Origin of the sequence: Micrococcus sp. KRD077 (genome assembly GCF_017168505.1) — a bacterium.
Taxonomy (GTDB): domain Bacteria; phylum Actinomycetota; class Actinomycetes; order Actinomycetales; family Micrococcaceae; genus Micrococcus; species Micrococcus luteus.
In genome coordinates this window covers 1-6,296 of record NZ_JABFAZ010000001.1, presented here as the reverse complement: position 1 = coordinate 6,296, position 6,296 = coordinate 1, and the positions used below count along the sequence as shown (strand labels likewise).

The window sequence follows — 6,296 nt, the reverse complement described above, 5'->3', positions numbered from 1 at the left end:
GCCCCGCCCCGCGCAGCCGACCCCCGCGTTTTCGAACGTGAAAGGGGGGTTCTGAGCGCTTTCGGTCGTGGGATTGGCCCTATCTCACGACCGAAAGGGCGCGAGGCGGGGTCGGGGTCAGCCGAGCCGGCCGGCCTCCGAGGCCTCGAACTGCTCCTCGTCCTCGGGCACCGGCTCGGTGCCGCGGGCGCGGGCGATCGCCGTCATGAGGTGGTACACCACCAGGGCGGCGACCGTGCCGAGCGTGATGCCACCGAACACGAGCCCGCCCACCACGAGCTGGGGGTCGGCGATCGCGATGATCAGCCCCGCACCCGCCGCCATGAGGTTCACGGTGTTGGAGAAGTCCACACGGTTCTGCACCCAGATGCGCACGCCCATCATGCCGATCATCCCGTAGAGGATGATGCCCGCGCCGCCGGCCACCCCGGCCGGGATGGTGGCGACGGCGGCCCCGAACTTCGGCAGGAACGCGAGGGCGATCGCGGTGAGGCCGGCTACCCAGTACGCCGCTGTCGAGTAGACCCGCGAGCTGGCCATCACGCCGATGTTCTCCGCATACGTGGTGGTGCCGACGCCGCCGCCCGCGCCGGAGAGCATGGTGGACAGGCCGTCCGCGATCAGGGCACGGCCGGTGAGCGGGTCCAGGTCGCGCTTGGTCATCAGCCCGACGGTCCTGACATGGCCGATGTTCTCCGCGACCAGCACGAGCACCACGGGCAGGAACAGGGGCAGCAGGTCCCAGCGAAGCTCCGGGCCGTGGAAGGGCGGCAGCCCGATCCAGGCGGCCTCCCGGACGGCGGCGAAGTCCACCTGGCCCTGCGCGAGGGCCAGCACGTAGCCCACCACGATGCCCACGAGGATGGACAGGCGGCCCAGGAGCCCCCGGAACGCCACCGCCGTGAGCACCACCGCCAGGGCCGTGCCGAACGTGGTGACGGGCACCTCCTGCATGGCCGTCGTCGTGGCGCCGGCGAGGTTGAGGCCGATCAGGGCCACGATCGTGCCCATCACCGCCGGTGGCATGAGCGCGTGGATCCAGCCGGTGCCGGCGCGGTGCACGATCACGCCGATCACCGTGAGCAGCAGGCCCGTCACGAGGATGCCGCCGAGCGCGGCCCCCGTGCCGCCGATCGTGGTGGCTGCAGTCAGCGGTGCGATGAACGCGAACGAGCTGCCCAGGTACGAGGGCAGACGATTGCCCGTGATGACCAGGAAGAGCAGGGTGCCGAGGCCGGAGAAGAGCAGCGCCGTCGTCGCGGGCATGCCGGTCAGGGCGGGCACGAGCACGGTGGCGCCGAACATGGCCATCACGTGCTGCACGCCGATGCCCACGGTCCGCGGCCAGCTCAGCCGCTCGTCCGGGGCGACGACGGTGCCCGGGGTGATGGTGCGGCCGTCGCCGTGGAGGCGCCAGCCGGGGCCGCGTGAGGGCCGGGTGGGGGTGGGGGACGGGGACATGGCCGCCTGCCGAGGGGTCGGGGATGGGGGGTGTCGGGCGTTTCTCGGGGGCCTGGAAGCCTGCGCACAGCCCCGGTTCCGCGCCGGTGATTAGGGTACCGTGGGGCGTGTGGCTCAGTACTGTGGTGTGATCGGAGAGGCGCTCGTCGACGTCGTGGTCTCGGACACCGCGACCCCCCGCGTGCACGTCGGTGGCAGCCCCCTGAACGTGGCCGTGGGCCTGAGCCGACTGGAGCGGCCCGTCCTGTTCGCCGGCCGCCTCGGCCGCGATGCGCACGGGGACATGGTCGCCTCGCATCTGCGGGAGAACGGCGTGCGCTGCCTGCTCGAGCCGGATGCCGCCGCCACCTCCGTGGCCACCGCCCGCCTGGATCCCACGGGCGCCGCCAGCTACGAGTTCGAGCTGGACTGGACGCTGCCGCCCGCCGCCGCGCTCGCCCGGGACTTCGACGACGCCGCCGGCGGTCCGCTGCACCACATGCATGCCGGCTCCATCGCCACCATGCTCGCCCCCGGCGACGCCGAGGTGATGGCCCTGCTCGAGCGGATCTCCGCGGTCACGACCATCAGCTACGACCCCAACGTGCGGCCCACGATCGTGCCGGACCGGGCGTTCGCCCGCGCCCGCGCGGAGGAGTCCGTGCGGCTGGCGGACGTGGTGCACGCCTCGGACGAGGACATCGCGTGGCTGTACCCGGACCGCCCGCTGCGCGAGTCGCTGCAGGCGTGGCAGCAGATGGGCCCGGCGTTCGTGGTGATGACCCGCGGCGCCGAGGACATCGTGGCCGTCACCGCGCACGGCGTGGTGGAGCGCCCGATCGTGCCCGTGGACGTCGCGGACACCGTGGGCGCCGGTGACTCGTTCACCGCCGCCCTGCTCGCCGCCCTCGACGACCGCTCCCTGCTGGGCGCCGCGAACCGCGGCCGCCTGCACGCGATGGACCCGGCCGACGTCGAGTCGGTGCTGATCTACGCCTCCCGCGCGTCGGCGATCACGGCCTCCCGCCCGGGGGCGGACCCGCCCACGCGGGCCGAGCTGGCGGACTGATCCCACGCCCGCCCGTCCCCGCACGAATCTGTTGCGCATCCGACCCTTCCGGCGGGCGGGGACGCCCCCAGAAGGGTCAGAGACGCAGAAGATCACGGCCGCCTCAGAGCAGGCCCAGCCCCCGCACGGCGTCGCGCTCGGCCTCCAGCTCGGCGACGGTCGCGGCCAGCCGCCCGCCCTCACCCGGCAGCACGGACTCGTCCGGCTCCAGCCCCGGCACGATCCGCCACGCGGTGCCGCCGTCGGAGGTCACGGGGAACGAGCTGATCAGCCCCTCCGGCACCCCGTAGGAGCCGTCCGAGACCACCGCGGCCGACGTCCGGCGCGACGCACCGTCCGCGTCCACACCGGTGCCGAGGGTCCAGTCGCGCATGTGATCGATCGCCGCGGACGCCGCCGAGGCCGCCGAGCTCGCCCCGCGCACCTCGATGATCTCCGCGCCCCGCCTCGCCACGCGCGGCACGAACTCCTCGCCCGCCCACACCGGGTCCACCACCTCGAGCGCCGGCCGCCACGTCCCGTCCACCCGCACGCGGGCGTGGGTGAGGTCCGGGAACTGGGTCGCGGAGTGGTTGCCCCAGATCGTCACGCCGGCCACGTCCGTCACCGCGACGCCGGCCCGGGCCGCCAGCTGCGCCACGGCCCGGTTGTGGTCCAGCCGGGTCAGCGCCGTGAAGCGCTCGGCCGGCACGTCCGGGGCGTGCGCGGCGGCGATCAGGGCGTTGGTGTTGGCCGGGTTCCCGACGACGACGACCCGCACGTCCTGCGCCGCGTGGTCGTTGATCGCGCGGCCCTGCGGCCCGAAGATCCCGCCGTTCGCCTCGAGCAGGTCGCCGCGCTCCATGCCCTTCGTGCGCGGCCGCGCGCCGACGAGCAGCGCGTGCTGGACCCCGTCGAAGGCGCGGGCCGGGTCGTCCGTGACCTCCACGTCGGCCAGCAGCGGGAAGGCCGCGTCGGCGAGCTCCATGGCGGTGCCCTCCGCGGCGCCCAGGGCGGCCGGGATCTCGAGCAGGCGCAGCCGGACCGGGGTGTCCGGGCCGAGCATCCCGCCGGCGGCGATGCGGAAGAGCAGTGCATAGCCGATGTTGCCGGCGGCGCCGGTGACGGTGACCGTGCGGGGCGTCGTCGACGCGGGGTCCGGGGCGGTGTCCTGTGCGGTGGTCTGCAGTGCGGTGTCCACGCCCCCATCGTGCCCCCGCTCGCCCGCGGAGGACACCCCGGCCCGCCGCACGGCCCCGGCCTAGACTGAGCGCATGCCCGCCCTGCCCCTGCCCTCGCGCCGTCCGCGGATGATCGCGACGGACCTGGACGGCACCATCATCGGGTACCGGCACACGCGGTCGGGGCGCCTGAGCCCGCGCACCATCGCGGCGCTGCGGGACGCCCACGACGCCGGCGTCGAGGTGGTGTTCGTGACCGGCCGTCCCCTCCGCTGGCTCGGCCCGCTGAGCGCGCAGCTCGGCCCCGTCGGCCCGGTGATCTGCTCCAACGGCGCCGTCCTCGTGGACACCGCCACGGACGACGTCCTGATCGCCCACCCCATGCCCGTCGAGGCCGTGTGGACAGCCACGGACCGGTTGCGCGCCCTGGACCGCACCGTGTCCTTCGGCGCCGAGACCCTCGAGGGCTTCTTCTGGGAGCACGCGTTCTCCGAGCGCGCCGAGTTCCGGGCCGAGGTCCACGCGGCGGCCACGCTCGAGGCCGCGCTGCCGGGTCGGCTGGGCGTGGTGAAGCTGCTGGCCCGCTCGGACACCCTGGCCCCGGACGCCTTCCTCGCCGCGGCCCGCGCCGAGCTGGACGAGCTCGTGAGTGCCACGCACTCCGCGCCCGGCATCGCGCTCGTGGAGATGTCCGCCCCGGGCGTGCACAAGGCCGCGACCCTCGCCGAGTTCGCCGCGAGCCGGGGGGTCGCGCCGGTCGACGTCGTCGCGTTCGGGGACATGCCCAACGACCTGGAGATGCTCCAGTGGGCTGGTCTCGGCCTGGCCGTGGCCTCGGGCCATCCGTCGCTGCTGGCCGCGGCGGACGGCGTGGTCGGGGCGTGCGACGACGACGGGGTGGCCGCCACTGTCGAACGCCTGCTGGAGCTGCCCACGGACTGAGCCGCGGGCCGCCCCCGGCGGGTCAGAGGAACTCGTTCGGGTCGAACGCCTCGACGTCGATCACGCGCAGGCGCGGCAGGGACGAGTCGAACGCGCCCACCGCGTGCTCCAGGTCGAAGAACTCGACCCCGGGGATGCGGCGCAGCTCGTGGGAGAGGAACTCCTCGAAGCCCATGATCCCGGTGCGTCGGCCCGGCGTGGCCGCGAGGTCGGTGAGCTGGGGGGCGAAGTCGGCGTCGTGGCTGACGAGGACGACGTCGTCCTCCCGGCCCAGCAGCGCCTCCGCGGTGCGCTGGATGCCGATGTCCACGACCTTGCCCTCGCCCCGCAGCATGATCGGCTGGAAGCCGAGGGCGGTGAGCGCCTGGACGAACGGGATGGGGATCTCACCGTCGATGGCGAGGAAGAACAGGCCCTTGACCGGCTGGTCCCAGCGGTCCTCGAGGTAGCCGAGCAGGCGCTTCCAGCGTGGCCGCTCGTCGGGCTGGGGGCGCCGCTGCAGGATGGACGTGCCGAGGGTGGCGTCGATGTTCTCGCCGTCGATCAGCAGGTAGGTGGTTCGCTCGCTCACGCTCTCGAGGCTACCCGCTGGGGTGGACGTCGGTCAGCGCGCGCGGTCGAACGGGGCCGTCAGCAGGCGGACGACGCCCTCCAGCGGCCCCGCGCGGAACGGGCCGATACGCACGACGGCCCGCCACAGCAGCGGCAGCAGCAGCGCGCCGGCCACCAGCACGGCCAGGTTGAACCACGTGTCGTCCGTGCCCGTGGCGCTGCGCCACGGCCCGGGTCCGAGCCCCCGCACCCAGCCGAGGTACCACAGGTGCGCCACGTACACGGACAGCGTCATCGCGCCGGGCACGGCCAGCAGCCCGGCCCACCGCGGCGCCAGGGCCGCGCACCCGCCGAGCACGGTCAGCACGAGGCCCGTGTCCAGCAGGGCCTCCGCGGGGGTCGCCGTGTAGGGCACGGGGGCGGCGCCGGTCTGCGTCCGGGACAGGGCGAGCACGACGCCGGCCAGCGCGATCCCCCCGGCCGCCCAGGCGAGCCCCGTGAGCCGTGCGCGCCGGGCCGGGGCCGCCGTCGTCGTGCCGTGGACGGTGGCGACCAGCACCGCCCCCAGCAGCGCCCACGCGAGGAACAGGGGGAGGCGGAACGGGCCGTCCGTGAGGAACGCGGAGACCCACGGGGTCAGCGTCGCGCGGCTCAGCCCGAGCGCCTGCGCGGCGGGGAGGAGCCGGTCGACGACGTCGGCCGTCGGTGTGGCGGCGAGCAGGAGGCCGCCTCCGCCGGCCAGGACGGCGAGCACGAGGTGCGCGGCGAGGGGGAGGGCGGCCAGCAGTGCCATGAGCACCGTGAGCACAGCCAGGTGCGCCAGCACGTTCACGACGGCCGCCCCGAAGAGCCCGGTCAGCCACGCCGCCCCGCACAGGGCGGCCGCCCGCACAAGCGCGCGGGGCACGGCCCGGCCACGGCCCAGCCACTCCGCCTCGAGGCGCGCGCCCACGCCCACGAGCGCCGCGAACAGGGGCGCGGTGAGGTGCTCGGAGAGGTGGAGCACCCCACCCGGGCCGCCGGCGGGCGCCGTGTGGGCGACCATCATCGCGACCAGGGCCAGGCCGCGCGCGACGTCCACCCAGACCAGGCGGCCCCGGGCGGTGTGGGTGGCGGCGGGAGCGTGGGAGGAG

Annotated in this window: 6 protein-coding genes; 2 read left to right on the top strand and 4 right to left on the bottom strand. The window is 74.9% G+C overall.

The features are described 5' to 3' along the window. Positions 1–117: 117 nt before the first annotated feature. Positions 118–1,461, bottom strand: a complete 1,344-nt coding sequence (locus J1M39_RS00030) for a uracil-xanthine permease family protein (RefSeq protein WP_206496336.1) — start codon at positions 1,459–1,461, stop codon at positions 118–120. Between the two features lie 127 nt (positions 1,462–1,588). Here J1M39_RS00030 and J1M39_RS00025 point away from each other — a divergent pair, with 127 nt between their 5' ends. After that, positions 1,589–2,509, top strand: a complete 921-nt coding sequence (locus J1M39_RS00025; protein ID WP_078026162.1) for a carbohydrate kinase family protein — start codon at positions 1,589–1,591, stop codon at positions 2,507–2,509. A 103-nt stretch (positions 2,510–2,612) separates the two neighbouring features. Here the strand turns inward: J1M39_RS00025 and J1M39_RS00020 are convergent, their stop codons facing one another. After that, complete coding sequence (locus J1M39_RS00020) at positions 2,613–3,689, bottom strand: malate dehydrogenase (protein ID WP_206496335.1); 1,077 nt, start codon at positions 3,687–3,689, stop codon at positions 2,613–2,615. A gap of 73 nt (positions 3,690–3,762) precedes the next feature. On the opposite strand from J1M39_RS00020, the gene J1M39_RS00015 reads away from it, so the two are divergent. Continuing rightward, positions 3,763–4,611 carry an HAD family hydrolase gene (locus J1M39_RS00015; RefSeq protein WP_036316534.1) on the top strand — a complete coding sequence of 283 codons (849 nt, stop codon included), beginning with the start codon at positions 3,763–3,765 and terminating at the stop codon, positions 4,609–4,611. Positions 4,612–4,633: 22 nt separating this feature from the next. On the opposite strand, the gene J1M39_RS00010 is transcribed toward J1M39_RS00015, so the two are convergent. Both J1M39_RS00010 and J1M39_RS00005 read right to left on the bottom strand, forming a co-directional pair. Continuing rightward, complete coding sequence (locus tag J1M39_RS00010; RefSeq protein WP_036316538.1) at positions 4,634–5,182, bottom strand: NYN domain-containing protein; 549 nt, start codon at positions 5,180–5,182, stop codon at positions 4,634–4,636. A 33-nt stretch (positions 5,183–5,215) separates the two neighbouring features. Continuing rightward, positions 5,216–6,296: hypothetical protein (locus J1M39_RS00005; RefSeq protein ID WP_241253743.1), on the bottom strand; the 1,081-nt coding region annotated here is incomplete at its 5' end.

Bases quoted from the DNA above. Each gene is read 5' to 3' on its own strand.
- J1M39_RS00030 (WP_206496336.1), bottom strand. From the start codon at position 1,461: ATGTCCCCGTCCCCCACCCCCACCCGGCCCTCACGCGGCCCCGGCTGG.
- J1M39_RS00015 (WP_036316534.1), top strand. From the start codon at position 3,763: ATGCCCGCCCTGCCCCTGCCCTCGCGCCGTCCGCGGATGATCGCGACG.